A 21,949-nucleotide genomic window follows, 5' to 3' on the forward strand; every position below is an offset into this window, starting at 1 on the left:
GGTATCTCGATGGATCAGCTCGCGCCAACCGAGAAATATTCCCCCTTTCGTTTCTTCTCCGCCGATCAATGGTCGCAATTCCGTGCCGACACGCCGCTGACGCTGAGCGCGGACGAATTCCGCCGCCTGCGCTCGCTCAACGATCCGGTCGATCTCGAAGAGGTCACGCGCATCTATCTGTCGCTGTCGCGGCTTTTGTCCGCGCATGTCGAAGCGAGCCAGCTGCTGTTTCGGCAACGCCAGGCCTTCTTCAACGCGGTCGACGTGGTCAAGACGCCCTTCATCATCGGCATCGCCGGTTCGGTCGCCGTCGGCAAATCGACCACCGCACGCGTGCTGAAGGAACTGCTGACGCGCTGGCCGTCGAGCCCCAAGGTCGATCTCATCACCACCGACGGCTTCCTGCTGCCCAACGAGGTCCTGCGCCGCGAGAACCTGATGGAGCGCAAGGGGTTCCCCGACAGCTACGATGTGGGCGCGCTGCTGCGCTTCCTGTCGGGCATCAAGTCGGCGCTGCCCGATGTCCGCGCGCCTGTCTATTCGCACCTGACCTATGACGTCATTCCTGGCGAGTTCGTCACCATCGACCGGCCCGACATATTGATCTTCGAAGGCATCAATGTCCTGCAGCCCGGCAAGCTGCCGCAGGACGGCAAGATCGTCCCTTTCCTGTCGGACTTCTTCGACTTCGCCATCTACATCGATGCCGACGAAAAGCTGATCCACAACTGGTACATTTCCCGCTTCATGCGGCTGCGTGAGACCGCCTTCCGCAACCCGGACTCCTTCTTCCACCGCTATTCGCAGCTGTCGGAGGGTTCGGCGCGCGCCATCGCCGAAGGCCTGTGGACCAACATCAATTTGAAGAATCTGCGCGAGAACATTCTGCCGACGCGAGCGCGCGCCGACCTCATCCTGCGCAAGGGCGCCGACCACCTGATCGAGGAAGTGGCGCTCAGGAAGCTGTGACGGCCGGCTTCGTCACCCGTCGCAATGTCAGATTGATCCGCCCGCCGTTTTTCAGCAGCGCCGAGGTCGAGGGATAGATCCGATCGACGCCGTGAAAGCACAGCCGCCCCTCGCCGCCGAGCACCACGACGTCACCGCTTTGCAGCCTGAACGACTTGGTGGCGCCATCACGCGTAGTCTGGCCGACTCGGAACAGGCAGTCGTCGCCGAGCGAGACGGAGACGACCGGCGCCGAAAAATCGGCCTCGTCGCGGTCCTGATGCAGCCCCATTTTTGCATCCGGCGTGTAGAAATTGATCAGGCATGCTTCCGGCGGGTGCGGATAGCCCGAGACCTCGCGCCACAGCTCGAGCAGCGCATCCGGAATTGGCGGCCAAGGCGCCCCGGTTACCGGATGCGCCGGCTGGTAACGATAGCCGTGCTCCTTGTCGGTGACCCAGCCGAGCGGCCCGCAATTGGTCATGCGCACGCTCATCTCCTTGCCGGTGCGCGGCATGGCCGGCACGAACAGCGGCGCCTGCTGCACGATCCGTCTCACCTCATCGACCAGCGCTTCCTGCACGGTGCGTGACAGATAGGCCGGCATGTGGCGGACACCTTTGGGCAGAACGAGCACGGATTCGGTCACCTCCCGGATGGTTCGGAACCGTAAAATGTCACGATCAAAAGAAAACGGCGACCCGAAAGCCGCCGTTCTAACTCTTTGTTTGGCACAATTCCGGACGGAAAACCGTTTCACACTTTTCCTGGAATTGCTTTTCGCAAATTGGCATCGCCTTGATCAGGCGAGATCTGGGATGCGCAGCACCTGGCCCGGATAGATCTTGTCGGGATGGGTCAGCATCGGCTTGTTGGCCTCGAATATGACCGTGTTCTTGACGCCTTGGCCCTTGCCGTAGCTTTTCTCGGCGATCTTCCAGAGATTGTCGCCCTTCTTCACCGTGTAAAAGGTGGGCTCCTTGGCCGGGGCGGCGGCCGTGCCAGACGCTGGCGCGACCTGCAATTCGTCCGCCTGCACCTTGGAGACGCCGAGCGTGTTGCCGACGGCGATGACTGCCTTTTCGAAGATCGATTGATCCTTGACCACGCCCTTCAGCACCGCCGTGTCACCCTTGACGACGACCTCGACGCCATCGGTGCCGAGTTTGTGCGAATCGAGCTCCTTCTTGAGTGTGTCGGCCGAGGGTGCGGCTTCGTCGTCACCGCCGATGCCCAGTTTCTTGCCGACGCTCTTGACGAAATCGAACATGCCCATCCTTGGGTCTCCCTTGCTAATGGCAATGGTTGAACCTTGCATCTGCGGTCCAAAATGGGAAGTCGTTTTGTGCGCGTGCCTAGATCCAAGAGATAGAGCATGATGTCGCCCGAAACCGCTTCACACTTTTCGGCATCATGCTCTGGTGTGGTGCTTAATCGTTCTCCACCCGGCCGCGCAGCTTCTTGATCGTGCCGCGCCCGGCCTTGCTCTTCAGCCGCCGCTCCACGGCGCCCTTCGATGGCCGTGTCTTCTTGCGCGGCGGCGGTGGCGGTTCGGCGGCCTTGGCGACCAATGCCGTCAGCCGTGCCCGCGCATCCGCCCGGTTCTGTTCCTGGGTGCGGAAGCGGCCTGCCTCGATGACGATGACACCGTCCTTGGTGGCACGCTGGCCGGCAAGTTTGATCGTCCGCTCGCGCACGCGCTCCGACAGACCCGTTGCGTTGGCCGCGTCGAAGCGCAGCTGCACCGCCGTCGCCACCTTGTTGACGTTCTGGCCGCCGGGGCCGGACGAGCGGATGAAATCCTCGTGCAGGTCGCCCGGATGGATAACCGCATCGCCTGATATGATGATGTTGTCGTCGCTCGCCATGCCGCAGTCATGGCGCGGCGGATCGAAAAAGAAAAGGCCCGATCGAACCGGGCCTTTCAACGAAAGCTGAACCCTGTGGCGCGATTACTCCGCCGCTTCCTGCATGCGCGGCGCGGCGCCCAGCACCACGGCATCGACATGGCTTTCGAATTTCTCGAAATTGACGGCGAACATGCCGACCAGCCTTGCCGCCTGCCGGTCATAGCCGGCCTTGTCGGCCCAGGTCGCCCGGGGGTCCAGAATCATCGGGTCGAGAATGCCGCTGTCGACGCCCGGGACAGCCACCGGCACCGCGAAACCGAAATGAGGGTCGGTGCGGAACTCGGCCGTCTTCAGCGAGCCGTCAAGTGCGGCGGCAAGCAAGGCGCGCGTCGCCTTGATCGGCATGCGCTTGCCGGTGCCGTAGGCGCCGCCGGTCCAGCCGGTATTGACCAGCCAGCAATTGGCGCCGTGGCCTGCAATCAGCTCGCGCAGCAGATTGCCGTATTCAGAGGGATGGCGCGGCATGAACGGCGCACCGAAACAGGTCGAAAACGTCGCTTCGGGCTCGGTTACCCCCTTTTCGGTTCCGGCCACCTTGGCGGTGTAGCCGGACAGGAAATGATACATCGCCTGCGCCGGGGTCAGCCGCGCGATCGGCGGCATCACGCCGAAGGCGTCGGCGGTCAGCATGATGATGTTGTTGGGATGGTTGGCGCGGCCGGTCTTGCTGGCATTGGGGATGAAGTCCAGCGGGTACGCGCAGCGTGTGTTTTCGGTCAGCCTTCCGTCGTTGAAATCCGGCACGCCATCGGCGTCGAGCACGACATTTTCCAGCACCGTGCCGAAGCGCTGCGTGGTGGCGAAGATTTCCGGCTCGGCTTCCGCCGACAGCTTGATCGTCTTGGCGTAGCAGCCGCCTTCGAAATTGAAGATGCCGTGCGGTCCCCAGCCATGCTCGTCGTCGCCGATCAACGTGCGCGAGGGATCGGCCGAGAGCGTCGTCTTGCCGGTGCCCGACAGGCCGAAGAAGATGGCGGCGTCGCCGGCCGCACCCTCATTGGCCGAGCAATGCATCGGCATCACGCCTTTCGCCGGCAGGAGATAGTTGAGCATGGTGAACACCGACTTCTTCATCTCGCCGGCATAGGAGGTGCCGCCGATCAGCACGATCTTGCGCGAAAGATCGACGGCGATTACCGTTTCGGTGCGGCTGCCGTGACGGAGGGGATCGGCGCGGAAGGACGGCAGGTCGATGATCGTCATCTCGGGCACGAACTGCTCGAGTTCGGTGGCACCGGGACGAATGAGCAGATTGCGGATGAACAGCGAGTGCCAGGCAAATTCGGTGATCACCCTGGTCGGCAGCCTCGACTCCGCATCGGCGCCGCCGACCAGATCCTGGACGTATAGATCCTTGTCCGCGGCATGCGCCTGGAAATCGGCGAGCAGCGTGTCGAACTGGGCCGGCGAGATCGCCTTGTTGTTCTCCCACCAGACATGTGGTTCGGTGTCACCGTTGCGGACGACGAACTTGTCCTTGGGCGAGCGGCCGGTGTGCTGGCCGGTCTCGGCGACCAGCGCGCCATGGGCGGTCAAGCGGGCCTCCCCGCGCCGGATCGATTCCTCATAAAGGGTAGCCGCACCGAAATTATAGCGCACCACGCCGGTGGTTTTCAGGCCGATATGATCGATCGCGCAGGCGGAATTGCGTTTGCCGACTTCCGACATCGAGTGTCCCTCTTGGATTTGCCGCATCTTTGCCGGCACGTTTCCAGCACGCCCACTACGCGGGCTGAGATGGTCAGAACCAGAAAAGGCAAATGATATCAAATCATTAATCGATTTAAATATTTTGAAAGTTGTTTAAATCGTTTATATGTGCAAAAAGTTTCCGGTTGCCCAAAGGATTGGCGATGTACGTTCGTCCAACCCATGTCGAGGTAGGATTGTGGCCGCCGGCATGCCGCGCGTGACAGCGGACAAGGCCTATGCCACATTTTGTACCTAATTTGTCCTGCAAAAGCCCCTTCTCTACGACAGAAGGGACAGCTCATGAGGGAGCCGCTTGAAATGGCAACAATCGCGCTTGTCGATGACGACCGCAACATTCTGACATCGGTGTCGATCGCCTTGGAATCCGAGGGGTATCGCGTCGAGACCTACACGGATGGTGCGTCGGCGCTGGAAGGCCTGGCGGCACGCCCGCCGAACCTTGCCATCCTCGACATCAAGATGCCGCGCATGGACGGCATGGAACTGCTGCGCCGGATGCGCCAGAAGTCCGACCTGCCGGTGATCTTCCTGACCTCCAAGGACGATGAGATCGACGAGTTGTTCGGTCTCAAGATGGGCGCCGACGACTTCATCCGCAAACCCTTTTCGCAGCGCCTGCTGGTCGAGCGCGTGCGCGCCGTGCTGCGCCGCGCCAGTGCCCGCGAGGCTGCCGCCAAGACGCCAAGCCAGCAGGCCCGCTCGCTCGAGCGCGGCCAGCTCGTCATGGACCAGGAGCGCCACACTTGCACCTGGAAAGGCGAGCCGGTGACGCTCACCGTCACCGAGTTCCTGATCCTGCATTCGCTGGCGCAGCGTCCAGGCGTCGTAAAAAGCCGTGATGCGCTGATGGATTCGGCCTATGATGAACAGGTCTATGTCGACGACCGCACCATCGACAGCCACATCAAGCGGCTGCGCAAGAAGTTCAAGGCCGTCGACGACGACTTCGAGATGATCGAAACCCTTTACGGAGTCGGATACCGGTTCCGCGAAGCGTAAGTAGCAGGGCCTGCTATTCGATGGCAGTGGAAGCACAGCGAACAAGACCGGCGGGCGCCTCCAGGCGGCCGTCGCGGATCATGCCGTCCTTCGTCTCGAAGATCACGGTGCCGATGCGCCGCTTCCTTGGTCATCATATCTTTTCCAGCCTGACGCGGCGTATCCTGTTCCTCAACCTTGCCGGCCTCGCCGTCCTGGTGACCGGCATCCTCTATCTCAACACCTTCCGCGACGGACTGATCGACGCCCGCGTCGAAAGCCTGATGACCCAGGGCGAGATCATCGCCGGCGCCATTGCCGCGTCGGCGACCGTCGAGACGGATTCGATCAGCATCGACCCGGAAAAGCTGCTTGAGCTGCAGGCCGGCGAAAGCCTGGGACCCGGCTCCGACCAGCTCGACAATCTCGACTTCCCGATCAACCCGGAGCGGGTCGCGCCGGTGCTGAGAAGGCTGATCTCGCCGACCAGGACCCGCGCACGCATCTATGACCGCGACGCCAATCTGCTGCTCGATTCGCGCCACCTCTATTCGCGCGGCCAGATCCTGCGCTACGATCTGCCGCCGGTTGAAGAGGAAGAGCCCGATCTTGTCGAGCGCATCCAGAAATTCGTCTTCGACTTCTTCCGCAACACCGAGCTGCCGGTCTATCACGAGCAGCCGGGCGGCAATGGCGCCGCTTTCCCGGAAGTGGTCAAGGCTCTCACCGGCAGCCCGTCGACCATCGTGCGCGTCAGCGAGCAGGGCGAGCAGATCGTTTCGGTGGCGGTGCCGATCCAGCGCTTTCGTGCCGTCCTGGGCGTGCTGATGCTGTCGACCGAAGGCGGCGACATCGACAAGATCGTCGCCGCCGAGCGCAAGGCGATCCTGCGCGTCTTCGGTATCGCGGCCCTTGTCACCGCCATCCTGTCAATGCTGCTTGCCTCCACCATCGCCAATCCGCTGCGCCGGCTGTCGGCGGCGGCGGTGCGGGTGCGGCGCGGCGTCAAGAGCCGTGAAGAGATCCCCGACTTTTCCGACCGTCAGGACGAGATCGGCAATCTGTCGATCGCCATACGCGACATGACCAACGCGCTCTACGCCCGTATCGAGGCGATCGAAAGCTTTGCGGCCGACGTGTCGCATGAATTGAAGAACCCGCTGACGTCGCTGCGCAGCGCGGTGGAAACCTTGCCGCTGGCCAAGAACGACGATTCGCGCGGCCGACTGATGGATATCATCCAGCACGATGTCAGGCGGCTGGACCGGCTCATCACCGATATTTCCGACGCCTCGCGCCTCGACGCCGAACTGGCGCGCGAGGATGCCGGGACGGTCGACCTGAAGAAATTCATCACCGATCTCGTCGCCGTTTCGCGCGAAGCGACGCGTAACAAGAAGGCGGTCGAGATCGAGTTCAAGGCCGCCAAACTGCCGCAAGGCGTCAAAGGCTACGTCGTCGTCGGGCATGATCTGCGCATCGGCCAGGTCATCACCAATTTGATCGAGAACGCCCGTTCCTTCGTTCCCGAGGACCATGGCCACATCAGCCTCTCGCTGGCGCGTGCCGGCAAGTTCAACATCGTCACCGTCGACGACAATGGCCCCGGCATCCGCGCCGACAACATCGACCGCATCTTCGAGCGCTTCTACACGGATCGGCCGGCCGGCGAGGCATTCGGCCAGAATTCGGGCCTTGGCCTGTCGATATCCAGGCAAATCGTCGAGGCCCATGGCGGCACGCTGACCGCCGAGAACATCCCCGGCACCAAACCCGGCGAGATCAAGGGCGCACGCTTTGTGGTGACATTGCCGGCCGAAGGCTGAGAGCATGAATTCCACCACGCCTGGTCCAGCCGTGCAGCCTGAAAACATTCACGCGACAATGGTTTTGATCGGCGAGCGCGGCATTCTCGTCACCGGAGCATCCGGCTCGGGCAAGACGACGCTGGCACTGGCGCTCATCGACCATTGTCGCCATCGCGGCCTGTTCTCGCGGCTCGTCGGCGACGATCAGCTCTTCGTCGAGGCGCATGCCGGGCGGCTGCTGTGCCGCGCTCCCGCCGCCATAGAAGGCCTCGCCGAGGTGCCGGGGCTCGGCCCCCGACCTCTGCCATTCGAGCCGGCAGGCCTCGTCGACCTCCATGTCCGCCTGGTGCCGGCCGGTGAAGCGGTGCGCTTCCAGGAGGATACCGCAAGCAGCATTGCGGGCTGTCTGGTGCCGCGGGTCGACGTGGTCGAACGCAATGTCCCAGCGGTCTTGCCGGTCGTGATGGCGCGGCTGTCGATCGCGCCTTTTCTATGATCCGTTCCGGGTTTTTTGCTGCAATGCGTCAAAATGGCATGTGCCTGCGCAATTTTGGGCTTGTCAACGGGCCGTGCGTCGACAAGATAGCGCTCCCGCCGCCTGGATTGGCTGGCGAGCATAAAATGCGCCTGTGAAGCGGCGATGACGGGAGCCACCAAAGAATGATCGGACTCGTGCTTGTAACGCACGGTCAACTGGCCACCGAGTTCCGACATGCCGTCGAACATGTCGTCGGGCCACAAGACAATTTCGAAACCGTGGCGATCGGTGCCGACGACGATATGGAGCAGCGTCGCCGCGACATCGTCGACGCTGTTGCCCGTGTCGATACCGGGGCGGGCGTCATCGTGCTGACCGACATGTTCGGCGGCACGCCCTCCAACCTTGCCATTTCGGTGATGGAATCCGGCCGCACCGAGGTGATCGCCGGCATGAACCTGCCGATGCTGATCAAGCTCTCCTCAATCCGCAAGGGCGACAATATGGCCGCCGCGCTCGATGAGGCTCAGGCCGCCGGCCGCAAATACATCAACGTCGCCAGCCAGCTCCTGAGCAGCAAATGACCGCGCTGTCCCCGGAAAAAGACCAAATTGTCCGGGATTTTCCCATCATCAACCAACGTGGCCTTCATGCGCGCGCTTCGGCGAAGTTCGTCCAGCTGGCCAGCGGCTTCGATGCCTCGGTGCATGTCGAGAAGGATGGCGTCAAGGTCGGCGGCACCTCGATCATGGGCCTGATGATGCTGGCGGCAAGCCCCGGCTATTCGATCCGCGTCACCGCCAGCGGGCCGGAGGCCCGGCAGGTCATCGACGCCCTGGAGCAGCTGGTGGCGTCCCGCTTTGGCGAGGAATGCTGAGTGCAGATGCGCGTCTGAGAGACATGCAGGGATAAAGATTTCTTTATATCCCATTGTCGACCCTGCTCCGATCTGCTAGTCAGGCCGGCAATTCGCGCCCTTCGACGCGCCGACCGGCGCGGGCGTGTCCGCAACAAATTCGCAAGCACAACATTCGCATCGGAGTACTGCCATGACGGGTAGCAAGGACTATGTGGTCGCCGACATCTCGCTTGCCGGCTGGGGCCGCAAGGAACTCGAGATCGCCGAAACCGAAATGCCGGGCCTGATGGCCTGCCGTGAGGAATTCGGTCCCAAGCAGCCGCTCAAGGGCGCGCGCATCACCGGCTCGCTGCACATGACGATCCAGACGGCGGTGCTGATCGAGACGCTGAAGGTACTGGGCGCCGATATCCGCTGGGCCTCCTGCAACATCTTCTCGACCCAGGACCATGCAGCCGCGGCCATCGCCGAAGCCGGCATCCCGGTGTTCGCCGTCAAGGGCGAGTCGCTCGAGGAATATTGGGACTACACCGACAAGATCTTCCAGTGGGCCGATGGCGGCCTGTCCAACATGATCCTCGATGATGGCGGCGATGCCACCATGTACATCCTGATCGGCGCCCGCGCCGAGGCAGGCGAGGATGTGCTGTCCAACCCGCAGAGCGAGGAAGAGGAATACTTCTACGCCCAGGTCAAGAAGCGCCTGAAGGCTTCGCCCGGCTTCTTCACCAAGCAAAAGGCGGCGATCCGCGGTGTCACCGAAGAGACGACCACCGGCGTCAACCGGCTCTACCAACTGCAGAAGAAGGGCCTGCTGCCCTTCCCCGCCATCAACGTCAACGACTCGGTCACCAAGTCGAAGTTCGACAACAAATATGGCTGCAAGGAATCGCTGGTCGACGGCATCCGCCGCGGCACCGACACGATGATGGCCGGCAAGGTCGCTGTCGTGTGCGGTTATGGCGACGTCGGCAAGGGCTCGTCGGCCTCGCTCAAGGGCGCCGGCGCCCGCGTCAAGGTCACCGAGGTCGATCCGATATGCGCCCTGCAGGCGGCGATGGACGGTTTTGAAGTCGTCACGCTGGAAGATGCGGCCCCCACCGCCGACATCGTCATCACCACCACCGGCAACAAGGATGTCGTCACCCTCGACCATATGCGCTCGATGAAGGACATGGTCATCGTCGGCAACATCGGCCATTTCGACAATGAGATCCAGGTCGCCGCGCTGCGCAATTTGAAATGGACAAACGTCAAGCCGCAGGTCGACATGATCACCTTCGCGGACGGCAAGCGGATGATCCTTTTGTCGGAAGGGCGGCTGCTCAATCTCGGCAACGCCACCGGCCACCCGAGCTTCGTCATGTCGGCATCCTTCACCAACCAGGTGCTGGCCCAGATCGAGCTCTACACCAAGCCCGGCCAGTACGAGAACCAGGTCTATGTCCTGCCCAAGCATCTCGACGAAAAGGTCGCGCGCCTGCATCTCGACAAGCTCGGCGCCCGCTTGACCGAACTGTCGGGTGAACAAGCCGCCTATATCGGCGTCACGCCGCAGGGTCCGTTCAAGCCGGAACACTACCGCTATTAACCAAAGCTAAAATTGCTACCAGATATTGAGGCCGGGCGATTGACTTTTCGCCCGGCCATATTTTTGCGCGCCATCAGCCTTCACGGCGATTCGGCGAGGGGTTATTGTCAGGTGATTCGGCGATGCTTCCAGCCCGAGAGGGTCAAGAGAGGCACGCATCAGGGCGGTCTTGCATTCAGGCGGCGGAGAGGACCAAGACATGCCGGGGCAACACCCGCACAGAGCGGGACGGGCCGTTTCCGGCGGCCATGACGATTCGGGGATTGCTGGCTCCGCCCTGGAAGGCGGGAGCCTGTCCTGGCGCGCCCGCGCGTCGACATTTCTTGCCACCTCCGCGCTCACGGTCCCCTTGGCTGGCGCCGTCGCGCATGCCGAAACCGCTGCTGCCAGCGTGGCTGGACTGTCGCTGAGCGCCATCGAGGTCATGCAGCTTGCCGTGTTCGTCGGCGTGACTGGTGCCGCGCTGATATCGGCCATCGTTCTCATCCGCGAAAGAGCCCGCACCTCGGCGGAGAATGTCGAACTCAGGAGCCGCTTGGCCGACATCAACGCGGCGCTCCGCCGTTCGGAGGCGCTGCTCAATCTGCGCGACCAGCGCGTCGTCGTCTGGGCCGCGGAAAACAAGAAGCCCGAGCTCATCGGCACATTGCCCGTCGAAAGCGGCGCTCCCGAGGATAGGGCCGCTTTTCTTGCTTTCGGCCGCTGGCTGATGCCGCGTTCGGCGGCGGCACTCGAACATGCCGTCGCGGGATTGCGCGAAAAGGCCAGACCCTTCGACCTCGTCATCGAATCGCAGGCCGGCGCGCCGCTCGAAGTGCATGGCCGCAAGAGTGCCGCGCATGTGCTCGTGCGTTTTGTCTCGCTCTCGGAGACGCAGCGCAGCCAGGCCAGGCTGAAGATCGAGAACCAGCGGCTGGCCGCCGACCACGACACGATGATCGGCCTGCTCGACGCGCTGAACATGCCGGCATGGCTCCGCGGCGAGGATGGCGGGTTGAAGTGGGTCAACCGCGCCTATGCCGATGCCGTCGAAGCCGAAAATGCCGAAGCCGCGGTTCGGGAGAAAAAGGAGTTCCTCGGCGGTCAGGCGCGCGATGCTATTGCCGCCCAGCACAAGACGCATCCGGTTTTCGAGCAGTCGCTGTCCACCGTGATCGAAGGCGACCGCCGTGTGTTCGCGGTCACCGATTTCGCAGGCAGCGATGGCTCGGCCGGCCTTGCCTGCGACACCAGTGCCATCGAGACCGTTCGCGGCGAATACGAACGGACCGTGCGAAGCCACGCCGACACGCTCGACCAGCTCAACACGGCGGTCGCCATTTTCGACACCGACGAGAAGCTGCGGTTCTTCAATCAGGCCTTCCAGAAGCTTTGGGGGCTGGACGCCGGCTTCTTGCACAGCGCACCCGACAATGCCTTGCTGCTCGACCGGCTGCGCAGCGAAGGCAAGATCGCCGAACAGCCTGAATGGCGCCGCTGGAAGGAAGGCCTGCTCGGCGCCTATCGCGCCGTCGAATCCCAGGAACATTGGTGGCATCTGCCGGATGGCAAGACCATTCGCGTCGTCGCCAATCCGCAGCCCAAGGGCGGCGTGACCTGGGTGTTCGAGAACCTGACCGAGAAGATGGACCTCGAAAGCCGCTACCAGACAGCGGTGCGGGTTCAGGGCGAGACGCTCGACAATCTTGCCGAAGGCGTGGCGGTGTTCGGACCCGACGGCAGGCTCCGGCTGTCGAATCCTGCCTTTGCCACTCTCTGGGGATTGAGCGGTGAAGCGGCCAAGCCCAGCGTCCATGTGTCGGCGATACGTGACCTCTGCGACCGGCAGGCCGCGGACAGCCCCTGGCCCAGCTTCGTTGCCGCCATCACCGGCTTTGACGACGAGCGCCGCGACCGCCACGGACAGACCGAGCTCAACAATGGCAATGTGCTGAGTTACGCCATGATCCCGCTGCCCAACGGGCAGGTGATGATGACCTTCGTCGACGTTACCGACAGCGTCCATGTCGAGCGGGCGCTGAAGGACAAGAACGAGGCGCTGCAAAAATCCGACCAGCTCAAGAACGAATTCGTCCAGCACGTCTCCTATGAACTGCGCTCGCCGCTGACCAACATCATCGGCTTCACCGAACTCCTGTCGCAGCCCACGACCGGTCCGCTGACGCAGAAGCAGCGCGAATATGTCGAGCATGTCAGCTCGTCCTCCTCGGTCCTGCTCACCATCGTCAACGATATCCTCGACCTGGCGACGGTGGACGCCGGCATCATGCAGCTCGACATTTCCGAGGTGCAGGTCGATCGCACCATCGCCGCTGCGGCCGAACTGGTGGCCGACCGGCTGGAAGAGCATTCGATCAGTCTCCAGGTGGACGCCGTTGCGGCGCCGAAGACGTTTCACGGCGATGAGGTCCGCGTCCGCCAGATCCTCTACAATCTGCTCAGCAACGCCGCCAATTACGCTCCGGAAGCCAGCGTCATCCGGCTCGTTTGCCGCCATCTGGCGGATGGGGTGGAATTCTCGGTTCATGACGACGGCCCCGGCATGCCACCGGATGTGCTTGATTCGGTGTTCCGCCGTTTCGAGCCGCGCGCCAATGGCGGCCGCCGGCGCGGCGCCGGCCTCGGCCTGTCGATCGTCAAGAGCTTCGTCGAGCTGCATGGCGGCAGCGTTCGCATCGAAACCGGCAAGGACAAGGGCACAACCGTCATCTGCACCTTTCCAGACATGCCGGGCATCCGCGCCGCGGCCGAGTAGCGCGCTCGATGACCGGATTGGCGCTGGAGCGTTCACTCGCCGACGAGACCCAGACAGCGCAGCTGGGCGAAGATCTGGCGCTGTCGCTGCGCCCGGGCGATGTGCTTGCCCTCAAGGGCGATCTGGGCGCCGGCAAGTCGACGCTGGCGCGGGCCTTGATCAGGACCCTGGCCGACGATGCCGGCCTCGACGTTCCGAGTCCGACCTTCACATTGGTGCAGAGCTACGACACCCGCATTCCGGTCCATCATTTCGATCTCTACCGCCTGTCCTCGGCGGACGAGCTCGATGAGCTTGGGTTCGACGAAGCCCTGGCGCAGGGTGCTGCTTTGGTCGAATGGCCGGAACGGGCGGAAGCCCATCTGCCGAAAACCACGATCCTGATAGAGCTCGTCCAGCATGGCGACGGCCGGCTGGCGCGATTGTCAGGGCAGGGTGATGCCTTCGATCGGGCGGCACGGTCGCTGGCCATGCGCGACTTTCTCGTGAACGCAGGCTGGGGGGAAGCGCAACGCCGCCATTTCATTGGCGATGCCTCGGCCCGCTCCTATGAGATCGTTTCGCTGCCGGACCAGAAGCCGCGAGTGCTGATGAATTCGCCACGGCTGGTGCTCGGCCCCCCGGTGCGCGATGGCAGGCCCTATGCCGAGATCGCTCATACCGCCCAGTCGGTCTCCGCCTTCGTCGCCATCGACCGCGCCTTGAGGGCCGGCGGCGTCAGTGTCCCGGAAATCCATGCCGAAGACCAGGAACAGGGATTCCTGCTGCTCGAATATCTTGGTTCCGAAGGGTTCCTCGGCAGCGATGGCCAGCCGGTCGCCGAGCGCTGCGCGGCGGCGGCCGAGCTGCTGGCCATGATGCATGGCAGAAATTGGCCGCGGCGCCTGGAAACGGGACACGGCGGCTTCCACGACGTGCCACCCTTCGACCGCGATGCGATGATGATCGAAGCCGACCTGCTGGTCGACTGGTACGTGCCTGCAATCTCCGGCGCCCCGGCAAGCGATGCCTTGCGCGCCGGTTACCACAAGGAATGGAACGCGCTCCTCGACCGGCTGCAAGGCCGCGAGTACACGCTGATGCTGCGCGATTTCCATTCACCCAACATCATCTGGCGCGGTGATCGTTCCGGCCATGACCGGCTGGGCATCGTCGATTTCCAGGATGCGCTGATCGGCCCGTCCGCCTATGACGTCGCTTCGCTTGCCATGGACGCTCGTGTTACGATGTCGCCCGAGCTCGAGAGAGCGGCGCTCGATGCCTATGTCGCGGCGCGCCACGCAGCCGGTGCTTTCGACGAAGCAAGCTTCCTGGAATCCTACGCCATCATGGCGGCGCAGCGAAATTCCAAGATCCTCGGCATCTTCGTCCGTCTCGAAAAACGCGACGGCAAGCCCTACTATCTGAAGCACCTGCCGCGCATCCGCGATTATCTGCGCCGGGCCTTGTCTCATCCGGCGCTGGCAAGCCTGCGCGAGTTCTACGACGCCCACGGTTTGCTGGAGGAGCGAGCGCTGTGACAGCAGGACCGGACACCGCCATCGTACTTGCCGCCGGCCTTGGCAAACGCATGCGGCCGATCACCGACACCATTCCCAAGCCGCTGGTCAGGATTGCCGGCAAGACGTTGCTCGACTGGAGCCTGGACAGCCTGGCCGCCGCCGGCGTCGGCAAGGCGGTCGTCAACGTTCACTACTTTCCCGAACAGATCGTCGCCCATGTCACTGCCCGCCGCGCGCCAAACATCGTCATTTCCGACGAGAGCGAACAACTGCTCGATTCCGCCGGCGGCATCGTCAAGGCGTTGCGGGAACTGGGCGATCAGCCCTTCTACATCCTCAACGCCGACACCTTCTGGATCGATGACGGTCCGCTCAATCTCCAGCGCCTCGCCCTTGCATGGGACGCGGCGAAAATGGATATTCTGCTGATGCTGGCGGATCTCCAACAGGCGACCGGACACTGCGGCAGCACCGATTTCCTGGTGGCGCCGGATGGCGGCTTACGGCGTTCGAAAGGCGACCCGGTGGGGCTGATCTATGCCGGGGCGGCGATCGTCCATCCGCGCCTGTTCGAGGGTGCACCGGCCGGGCCGCACTCGCTCAACGCCTATTTCGATTCCGCCATCGCGGCCGGCCGCCTGTTCGGCATGCCGATGCATGGCCACTGGATCACCGTCGGCACGCCCGATGCCGTACCGCTCGCGGAAGCGGCGGTCGCCGGTGCGCTCATCGAGTCGCAATGAGCGGCTCCAGCCGCGTTTTCTCGATCCCGCCCGGAGCGCCGTTTCTGCCGACGCTTGCCGAGGCGCTGCTTGCCGGCCGTCTTGTCCCGGGGTTTCGATTTGACGGCGACCCGCTCGCTTTGGCCGATGTCACCATCTATGTGCCGACACGCCGTGCTGCGCGCGCTCTGCGGGGTGTCTTCGTCGACAGCCTGGCGGCACGCGGCGGCGGCGGCTCGGCGATCCTGCCGGTCATCCGGCCACTGGGCGAGTTCGACGAGGATGAGGCCGCATTCGAGACGGAGGCATCGGCGGCCATCGATCTCGCGCCGCCGATTTCGGCAACCGAACGCCTGTTGCTGCTGACGCCGCTGGTTCGGGCCTGGAAACGCCGGCTGCCGGCGCATGTCGCCGCCCTTTTCGCCGAGGAGATCGTCATCCCGGCTTCCACCGCCGACGCAATCTGGCTGGCGCGCGATCTCGCCCGGCTGATGGACGAGATCGAGACGGAAGGCACCGACTGGGCCAAGCTCACAGATCTGGTGACCGGCAATCTTGCCGGATGGTGGCAGGTGACGCTCGAATTCCTCGGCATCGTCACCGAAGCCTGGCCGAAATTCCTCGCGGAAAGCGACCGCTCCAATCCGGCCGCGCATCGCAGTGCGCTGATCCGCGCCGAGGCGGCGCGGCTGCTGCGCAATCCGCCCGCCGGCCCCGTTATCGCCGCGGGCTCGACCGGCTCGATACCCGCCACGGCCGAACTGCTTGCCGCCATCGCCGGCCTGCCCGGCGGCGCCATCGTGCTGCCCGGCCTCGACCGTACGCTGGACGAAGCGTCGTTCCAGGCAATCGCCGCGCCAGGCGCGCGTCCAGCCGTGCTCGGCCACCCGCAATATGGCCTGGCCAGATTGATCGCCAAGGTCGGCGGGCTGCGCGGTGACGTCGACGAGCTCGGCGTGGCCGAGCCGCGTCTGGCGCTCCGCGCCGCTCTTGTCGGCGAAGCGCTGCGGCCGGCCGAGACCACCGAACTCTGGGCCGAGACACGTGCGGGCTTCCCGGCCTCCGATATGGCCGGCGCCTTCGCCGGGGTGACCTTGCTCGAAGCTGCAAGCGAACGTGATGAAGCCGTCGCCATCGCCGTCGCGCTCAAGCGCGCGGTTGAACAGCCCGGCCAAAGGGCGGCTCTCGTCACCGGCGACCGCGCGCTGGCGCGGCGCGTCTCGATCGAGCTCCAGCGCTTCGGCGTCGCCGCCGACGATTCCGGTGGCACGCCGCTCGCCAACACCCCCGCGGCCAGCCTGCTCAGGCTGGTGCTCGAGGCATTATTCAGGCCAGGCGATCCGGTCGGCCTGCTGTCGCTGCTCAAGCATCCGCTGCTTGGCCTTGGCCTCGAACGGGCCGATGTGCGCCACGCGGCGGAACTGGTCGAGCTGGTGGCGCTGCGCGGCGGCACCGGCCGCCCCGACATCGTTTCGCTGCCGGAACTGTTTGAGGCCCGCCTCACCGGCCTGGGCGGCGGCAGCCGGCAGCCCTTCTGGTTTTCCCGGCTGACCGTGCGCTCCATCGAAACCGCCCGGAATTTGCTTGAACGTCTCAAGCAGGCGCTGGCGCCGCTCGCAGCCTTCCGCGGCCGGGACGATGCCGACCTTGCCGCGCTTGTCAGGGCCAGTGTCGCCATCCTCGAAAATCTCGGCCGCACCGTCGATGGCGGCCTTGCCGAACTCTATGCCGGTGACGCGGGCGAGAAGCTTGCCGAACTGCTGCGCGGGCTGGTCGCGGCTTCGGCTTCGCTATCCTTCACGGCGACCGAGTGGCCCGATATCATGGCGGCGCTGATCGCGCCTGAAACGGTCAAGCCGGCACACGGCACCGACCGGAACATCGCCATCTGGGGCGCGCTGGAAGCGCGCTTGCAGACTGTCGATACGCTGGTCATCGGCGGGCTCAACGAGGGCGTGTGGCCGCGCAAGCCAGAGAGCGACCGCTTCATGTCGCGGCTGATGAAGACCGGCATCGACCTCGAACCGCCGGAACGGCGCATCGGCCTTGCCGCGCATGATTTCCAGATGGCCATGGGGGCTGGGAAGGTCGTGCTGTCCCGCTCGGCGCGTGCCGGCGACGCACCCGCCGTGCCATCACGCTGGCTGCAGCGGCTGTTGACCTTCATCGGCAACGATCAGGCAGCAGAGTTGCGCCGGCGTGGCGACGAACTGCTCGCCTGGGCGCGCGCGCTGGATACAGGCCCAAGGCAGGATTTCGCGCCACGGCCGCAGCCGAAGCCGCCCTTGTCGGTGCGCCCGACGCATTTCTCGGTCACCGAGATCGAGACCCTGCGCCGTGACCCCTACGCCGTCTATGCAAGACGCATCCTCGGCCTGATGCCGCTCGATCCGGTCATTCGCGATCCTGGTGCGGCCGAGCGCGGCACGCTGTTTCACGCCATCCTGCACCTGTTCTCAGGCAGCGTCGCCGATCCGCGCGCCCCCGATGCGCTTGCCGGCCTTATCGCCGCCGGCCGCGTCTGTTTCGTCGAAGCCGACCTTCCGGCGGATGTCGAGGCCGTGTGGTGGCCACGTTTCGAGAAACTCGCCGCAAACATCATCGAGTGGGAGCGCACGCGCGCCGATGCAGTGACAAGGCGCCATGCCGAGGAGCGCGCCGGAAAGACCGTCGTCGGCCAATCCGGCGTGACTCTGTCCGGCTACGCCGACCGCGTTGACCTTTTGGCCGGCGGCATGGCCGACATACTGGATTACAAGACGGGGTCCTCGCCGTCCAAGGCGCAGGCGCACACACTGCTTGCGCCGCAACTGGCGTTGGAGGGCGCGCTGCTCAGGCGCGGCGCCTTCAAGGATTTGGGCGCGCGCGAGCCCTCTCAACTGGCCTTCATCAGGCTGAAGCCGAATGGCGAGGTGTTCGAGGAATCCATCCTCGAACACAATCGCCAGCCGCGGACCGCGACCGACCTTGCCGAAGAGGCCTGGGCGCGGCTGGAAAAGCTGTTGATCCACTATGCCGATCCTGCGACGGGTTATCTGTCGCGCGCGCTGCCGTTCCGCGAAGGCGAGACCGATGGCGACTACGACCATCTTGCCCGCGTGCTCGAATGGTCGGCAGGCGGCAATGCCGGTGACGAGGGAGGGGAGGCATGAAAAAGGCCTATCCGATCCCCAGCGACACCGCGACCAGCCAGGCCCGCGCCGCCGATCCCGGCAATTCCGCCTGGGTGTCGGCGAATGCCGGATCCGGCAAGACCCATGTGCTGGCCCAGCGCGTCATCCGGCTGCTGCTGCGCGGCACCGATCCGTCGAAGATCCTGTGCCTGACCTATACGCGTGCCGCCGCCGCCAACATGTCGAACCGGGTGTTCTCGACGCTGTCGGAGTGGACGACGCTTGGTGACGCGGACCTTGCGGCAAAGGTCGAGGCGCTGGAGGGCCGCCGGCCCGATCTCGAGACCATGCGCCGGGCGCGGCGCCTGTTCGCCGAGGCGCTGGAAACACCCGGTGGGCTGAAGATCCAGACCATCCATGCCTTCTGCGAATCGGTGCTGCACCAGTTCCCGCTGGAAGCCAATATCCCGGCCCATTTCGAGATGCTCGACGGCCAGATGGAGGCCTCGCTGTTTGCCGCGGCTCGCCGCGAGATGATTTCGGGCACATCCGCCGGTGACAAGAATCTGGCTGAGGCTTTTGCCGCCATTCTCGATCGGGGCGGCGAAGCCGGGCTAGACGCCTTGCTGGGTGAGATCGTGCGCAAGCGCGACGGCTTGCGCAATTTCATCGACGCCGTCGGGCGTGACGGCACGCGCTTCCAGGCCCTGTTCGACGAAGTCCATCCAGGCCAGACGGCCGAGGGCATAGCCGCTTCGGTATGGCCGTTGCCGGGTTTCCTGCCCGACTATTTTGCCGGCTTCGCCCACGCAGCCGAGGCCACCGACGCCAGATCGGTGCTGAACAACATCCTGCCCTATGCGCGGCAGGCTTTCGCCGAGGGCGATCCCATTCGGCGCCTGCAACTGCTCGCGCGAGCCTTCCTCAAGACCGATGGCGACGCCTACGACCCGGCAAAGGCCTTCAAGAAGGCCCTGGTCGACCGGCTGCCGGATCTGGCGGAGCGCTATCTCTCGGCCGCCAACGCCATCGTCGAAACCACCGACCGGCTGGCCCTGTTCCGGATGCTGGAGGGTACAAGAGCGGCGCTGACCATCGCCGACTGGCTGATCGCCCGCTACGAAATGCTGAAGCGCAGCCGCGGCTTTCTCGATTTCAACGACCTGATCACCCGCACCGTCAACCTGCTGGCGCGACCAGACGCCGGCCCCTGGGTGCAGTACAAGCTCGACCAGGGCATCGACCATATCCTGCTCGATGAAGCGCAGGACACCAGTCCGGACCAATGGGAAGTGGTGAAACGGCTGGCGGAAGAATTCTTTGCCGGCTTGGGCGCGCGCGACAGGGTCCATCGCACGGTCTTCGCCGTCGGCGACGAGAAGCAGTCGATCTATTCGTTCCAGGGGGCTGCCCCGGACTCCTTCGCCGACAGCCGGCTGTTGTTCGCCGGACGAGTGCGTGACGCCGAGGCGTCCTTTGCCGACCTCAAGCTGACCTGGTCGTTCCGCTCGACCGACGATGTTCTGACCGCGGTCGACCGCGTCTTTGCCGACGCGAGCGTGCGGCGCGGCATCAGCCATGATCCCGATCCGCTGCGCCACCAGGCGATCCGCACCGACGCACCGGGCTATGTCGAGGTGTGGCCGTCAGTCGGCGCCGATGTCGTCGATGAGCCCGACGACTGGACGCAAGCCATCGACCATGCGCACGCGCCGGCGGTGCGCGTGGCCGAGAACGTCGCCGCCACCATAGCCGGCTGGATCGGCACCGGTGAGATCATCGAGGGTCGCGGCAAGCGGCTGCGGCCGGGCGATGTGCTTGTGCTGGTGCGCAAACGCGATCGCTTCGTCCATGCGCTGACCCGCGCACTCAAACGCCGCGACATTCCGGTCGCCGGCGCCGACCGGCTGAGCCTGCCCGGGCACATCGCGGTCAAGGACCTGATTGCGCTCGGTCACCTCCTCATCCAGCCGCAGGACGACCTGTCGCTCGCCGCGGTGCTGCGCAGCCCGATCTTCGATCTGCCGGAAGAGACGCTTTTCACGCTCGCCGCGCAGAGGCCGGCTGGCCTGTCGTTGATCGCATCGCTGCGCCAGCACGCCGGCGAAAGCGAGAGAATGGCGAAGATCGTCGCTCAGGTCGACATCTGGACGAACGAGGCCGCCTTCAAACCGGTGTTCGAGTTTTACGCTTGCCTGCTGGCGCGCGATGGCGTGCGCCGCAAGATGATCGCGCGGCTTGGGCCCGAAGCCGGCGACATTCTCGACGAGTTCCTGAGCTTCTGCCTTGCCGAGGAGCGAACCGGCCTGCCGGGGCTGGAAGCCTTCCTGTCGACGCTGGAAAACGCCGGTCCCGAGATCAAGCGGGAGATGGACCAGACCCGCGACGAGGTCCGGGTCATGACCGTGCACGCTGCCAAGGGGCTGGAAGCGCCGGTCGTGTTCCTGGTCGATGGCGGTTCCGCCCCGTTCAGCGACCAGCATTTGCCGCGCCTGATGCCCTTCGACGGCTCCGGCGCGAATTGGGACGGCAAGGGCTATCTCTGGCGCTCGGCCAGCGACGTCGCCAACGGCTTTTCCAAAGCAGCGGCAGCGCGGGCACGGGAACTCGCCGACGACGAATACCGCCGGCTGCTCTATGTCGGCATGACCCGTGCCGAGGACCGGCTGATCGTCTGCGGCTATCACGGCAAGCGGGCGCCGAACGCCGGCACCTGGCACTCGATCGTCAGCCGCGCGCTGATCGGCGCGCCGGAAAGCGAACAGCGTGCGCATCCCGCCGGCGGCGAGCCGGTGCATCGTTTCCATGTCACCAAGCTGCCGCCGGTCGCCCAGGCTTCCAGCGAGCAGGCGCGGCGGACGGATGCTTTCGGACCTTTGCCGGCGACTTTGTTCCGGCCCTTGCCGCCCTTCGAGGATCTGCCGCGTCCGCTGTCGCCATCCGGTGCCTCGGCGCTGATAGACGAAGGCAAGGAAGCTGTGGTCGACAAGACGTCTCCGGTGCTGGACGCCGATGCCGAGCCGGGCTTTGCGGTGCTGCGCGGGCTTGCCCTGCACAAACTGCTGCAGATGCTGCCCGGCATTGCCGAGCCCGAACGCACGGGCGCGGCGCGGCGCTATCTCGCAAGAACGGGCGCGGACTGGCCGCCGTCAGAGCGCGAAAAAGCCCTGGCGTCGGTCACATCAATCCTTGCCGACGTCGGCTTCGGTCAGTTGTTTGCGCCATCGTCGCGTGCCGAAGTCGCGATCATGGGCAGCCTGGAGGTCAAGGGCAAGAAGCGCTCGATTTCCGGCAAGATCGACCGGTTGGCGGTGACATCGGACAGTGTGTCGATCGTCGACTACAAGACCAATCGGCCGGCGCCCGGCTCTCTGGCCGAGGTTACGCCGGCCTATGTCCTGCAGCTCGCGCTCTATCGCGCCTTGCTGCAACCGCTCTATCCCGGCCGCACGGTCAAGGCGGCCTTGCTGTTCACCGAGGCGCCACGGCTGATCGAACTGCCGGCCAGCGCCATGGACGACGCTCTTGCTCGACTCACGCGAGCGTGACACAACACCTGCTTGAAGAAGGGC

At 64.5% G+C, this 21,949-nt stretch carries 16 protein-coding genes; 12 read left to right on the forward strand and 4 right to left on the reverse strand.

The window, feature by feature from the left end:
* Window positions 1-9 precede the first annotated feature (9 nt).
* Entirely contained in the window at window positions 10-969 is a 960-nt protein-coding gene (gene coaA, locus NKJ11_RS23340) for a type I pantothenate kinase (protein ID WP_352611030.1), read from the forward strand.
* Here coaA and NKJ11_RS23345 read toward each other — a convergent pair.
* The 4 genes from NKJ11_RS23345 to NKJ11_RS23360 all read right to left on the reverse strand — a co-directional run bounded on the left by NKJ11_RS23345 (window position 956) and on the right by NKJ11_RS23360 (window position 4,526).
* Entirely contained in the window at window positions 956-1,585 is a 630-nt protein-coding gene (locus NKJ11_RS23345) for an alpha-ketoglutarate-dependent dioxygenase AlkB family protein (protein ID WP_023810636.1), read from the reverse strand. The genes coaA and NKJ11_RS23345 overlap by 14 nt on opposite strands.
* A gap of 165 nt (window positions 1,586-1,750) precedes the next feature.
* Window positions 1,751-2,224, reverse strand: a complete 474-nt coding sequence (gene lysM, locus NKJ11_RS23350) for a peptidoglycan-binding protein LysM (protein WP_352611031.1) — start codon at window positions 2,222-2,224, stop codon at window positions 1,751-1,753.
* A 154-nt stretch (window positions 2,225-2,378) separates the two neighbouring features.
* Window positions 2,379-2,816 carry an alternative ribosome rescue aminoacyl-tRNA hydrolase ArfB gene (arfB, locus tag NKJ11_RS23355; RefSeq protein ID WP_023810634.1) on the reverse strand — a complete coding sequence of 146 codons (438 nt, stop codon included), beginning with the start codon at window positions 2,814-2,816 and terminating at the stop codon, window positions 2,379-2,381.
* 84 nt (window positions 2,817-2,900) lie between these two features.
* Window positions 2,901-4,526 carry a phosphoenolpyruvate carboxykinase gene (locus NKJ11_RS23360; RefSeq protein ID WP_352632000.1) on the reverse strand — a complete coding sequence of 542 codons (1,626 nt, stop codon included), beginning with the start codon at window positions 4,524-4,526 and terminating at the stop codon, window positions 2,901-2,903.
* Window positions 4,527-4,868: 342 nt separating this feature from the next.
* On the opposite strand from NKJ11_RS23360, the gene NKJ11_RS23365 reads away from it, so the two are divergent.
* The 11 genes from NKJ11_RS23365 to addA all read left to right on the forward strand — a co-directional run bounded on the left by NKJ11_RS23365 (window position 4,869) and on the right by addA (window position 21,925).
* Window positions 4,869-5,570 carry a response regulator transcription factor gene (locus NKJ11_RS23365; protein WP_013528337.1) on the forward strand — a complete coding sequence of 234 codons (702 nt, stop codon included), beginning with the start codon at window positions 4,869-4,871 and terminating at the stop codon, window positions 5,568-5,570.
* A gap of 20 nt (window positions 5,571-5,590) precedes the next feature.
* Window positions 5,591-7,375 carry a sensor histidine kinase gene (locus tag NKJ11_RS23370; protein ID WP_013528336.1) on the forward strand — a complete coding sequence of 595 codons (1,785 nt, stop codon included), beginning with the start codon at window positions 5,591-5,593 and terminating at the stop codon, window positions 7,373-7,375.
* Window positions 7,376-7,379: 4 nt separating this feature from the next.
* Window positions 7,380-7,853, forward strand: a complete 474-nt coding sequence (locus NKJ11_RS23375) for an HPr kinase/phosphorylase (RefSeq protein ID WP_352631998.1) — start codon at window positions 7,380-7,382, stop codon at window positions 7,851-7,853.
* Between the two features lie 164 nt (window positions 7,854-8,017).
* Complete coding sequence (locus tag NKJ11_RS23380; RefSeq protein ID WP_010912939.1) at window positions 8,018-8,419, forward strand: PTS sugar transporter subunit IIA; 402 nt, start codon at window positions 8,018-8,020, stop codon at window positions 8,417-8,419.
* On the forward strand, window positions 8,416-8,712 hold the full coding sequence (locus NKJ11_RS23385; protein WP_027039963.1) for an HPr family phosphocarrier protein: 297 nt from the start codon (window positions 8,416-8,418) through the stop codon (window positions 8,710-8,712). Before NKJ11_RS23380 ends, NKJ11_RS23385 begins: the two co-directional genes overlap by 4 nt.
* Before the next feature lie 172 nt (window positions 8,713-8,884).
* A complete protein-coding gene (gene ahcY / locus NKJ11_RS23390; protein ID WP_352631996.1) occupies window positions 8,885-10,285 on the forward strand; it encodes an adenosylhomocysteinase in 1,401 nt (466 codons plus the stop codon).
* Window positions 10,286-10,484: 199 nt separating this feature from the next.
* Window positions 10,485-13,040 carry a sensor histidine kinase gene (locus NKJ11_RS23395; protein WP_352794334.1) on the forward strand — a complete coding sequence of 852 codons (2,556 nt, stop codon included), beginning with the start codon at window positions 10,485-10,487 and terminating at the stop codon, window positions 13,038-13,040.
* A gap of 8 nt (window positions 13,041-13,048) precedes the next feature.
* Window positions 13,049-14,560: a tRNA (adenosine(37)-N6)-threonylcarbamoyltransferase complex ATPase subunit type 1 TsaE gene (gene tsaE / locus NKJ11_RS23400; RefSeq protein WP_352794335.1), complete on the forward strand. Its 1,512-nt coding sequence runs from the start codon at window positions 13,049-13,051 to the stop codon at window positions 14,558-14,560.
* On the forward strand, window positions 14,557-15,285 hold the full coding sequence (locus NKJ11_RS23405) for a nucleotidyltransferase family protein (RefSeq protein WP_352672827.1): 729 nt from the start codon (window positions 14,557-14,559) through the stop codon (window positions 15,283-15,285). Before tsaE ends, NKJ11_RS23405 begins: the two co-directional genes overlap by 4 nt.
* Window positions 15,282-18,416, forward strand: a complete 3,135-nt coding sequence (gene addB / locus NKJ11_RS23410; protein WP_352794337.1) for a double-strand break repair protein AddB — start codon at window positions 15,282-15,284, stop codon at window positions 18,414-18,416. The genes NKJ11_RS23405 and addB overlap by 4 nt, the downstream gene beginning before the upstream one ends.
* On the forward strand, window positions 18,413-21,925 hold the full coding sequence (gene addA, locus NKJ11_RS23415; protein WP_352794339.1) for a double-strand break repair helicase AddA: 3,513 nt from the start codon (window positions 18,413-18,415) through the stop codon (window positions 21,923-21,925). The genes addB and addA overlap by 4 nt, the downstream gene beginning before the upstream one ends.
* The last annotated feature ends 24 nt before the right edge of the window (window positions 21,926-21,949 follow it).

Source organism: Mesorhizobium sp. M0243, from assembly GCF_040321775.1.
Classification (GTDB): Bacteria; Pseudomonadota; Alphaproteobacteria; order Rhizobiales; family Rhizobiaceae; genus Mesorhizobium.

Excerpts from the sequence above, each read along its gene's own strand:
- NKJ11_RS23395 (WP_352794334.1), top strand. The coding sequence starts at position 10,485 with ATGCCGGGGCAACACCCGCACAGAGCGGGACGGGCCGTTTCCGGCGGC.
- NKJ11_RS23370 (WP_013528336.1), top strand. The coding sequence starts at position 5,591 with ATGGCAGTGGAAGCACAGCGAACAAGACCGGCGGGCGCCTCCAGGCGG.
- NKJ11_RS23385 (WP_027039963.1), top strand. The coding sequence starts at position 8,416 with ATGACCGCGCTGTCCCCGGAAAAAGACCAAATTGTCCGGGATTTTCCC.
- coaA (WP_352611030.1), top strand. The coding sequence starts at position 10 with ATGGATCAGCTCGCGCCAACCGAGAAATATTCCCCCTTTCGTTTCTTC.
- NKJ11_RS23375 (WP_352631998.1), top strand. The coding sequence starts at position 7,380 with ATGAATTCCACCACGCCTGGTCCAGCCGTGCAGCCTGAAAACATTCAC.
- tsaE (WP_352794335.1), top strand. The coding sequence starts at position 13,049 with ATGACCGGATTGGCGCTGGAGCGTTCACTCGCCGACGAGACCCAGACA.
- addB (WP_352794337.1), top strand. The coding sequence starts at position 15,282 with ATGAGCGGCTCCAGCCGCGTTTTCTCGATCCCGCCCGGAGCGCCGTTT.
- NKJ11_RS23380 (WP_010912939.1), top strand. The coding sequence starts at position 8,018 with ATGATCGGACTCGTGCTTGTAACGCACGGTCAACTGGCCACCGAGTTC.
- lysM (WP_352611031.1), bottom strand. The coding sequence starts at position 2,224 with ATGGGCATGTTCGATTTCGTCAAGAGCGTCGGCAAGAAACTGGGCATC.
- NKJ11_RS23365 (WP_013528337.1), top strand. The coding sequence starts at position 4,869 with ATGGCAACAATCGCGCTTGTCGATGACGACCGCAACATTCTGACATCG.
- arfB (WP_023810634.1), bottom strand. The coding sequence starts at position 2,816 with ATGGCGAGCGACGACAACATCATCATATCAGGCGATGCGGTTATCCAT.
- addA (WP_352794339.1), top strand. The coding sequence starts at position 18,413 with ATGAAAAAGGCCTATCCGATCCCCAGCGACACCGCGACCAGCCAGGCC.
- NKJ11_RS23360 (WP_352632000.1), bottom strand. The coding sequence starts at position 4,526 with ATGTCGGAAGTCGGCAAACGCAATTCCGCCTGCGCGATCGATCATATC.
- ahcY (WP_352631996.1), top strand. The coding sequence starts at position 8,885 with ATGACGGGTAGCAAGGACTATGTGGTCGCCGACATCTCGCTTGCCGGC.